1 pseudogene is annotated in these 230 nt (G+C 59.1%); it reads left to right on the top strand.

The features are described from left to right. A pseudogene (locus AF337_RS46305) lies at positions 1-87 on the top strand (GNAT family N-acetyltransferase); the annotation flags it as partial. Positions 88-230 lie beyond the last annotated feature (143 nt).

Here is a 230-nt window from a genome sequence, read left to right as displayed (position 1 = left end):
GTTGCGGAACGGCTGCGAGCGCGTCTCGATCCCGCAGCACCCCGAACCGATTCCGCCGATCTCGTTTACCGGCACCTACCTTCCTGAAATGCGGAGCGTGGTCTTGGGAACCGCATTGGTTGCGGACGTCTCAGTCCTTACATGTTGATCTGTTAGGATGTCGGGCTCCGCAAGAGATGGGGATATCGGATGACAAGCGCGAAACGGGAACACTGGGACGAGGTCTACCG

This window comes from Rhizobium ecuadorense, from assembly GCF_001187535.1.
Lineage (GTDB): Bacteria > Pseudomonadota > Alphaproteobacteria > Rhizobiales > Rhizobiaceae > Rhizobium > Rhizobium ecuadorense.
Note: the sequence above shows the minus strand (reverse complement) of the source record. Positions and strands in the feature narration are given on the sequence as shown.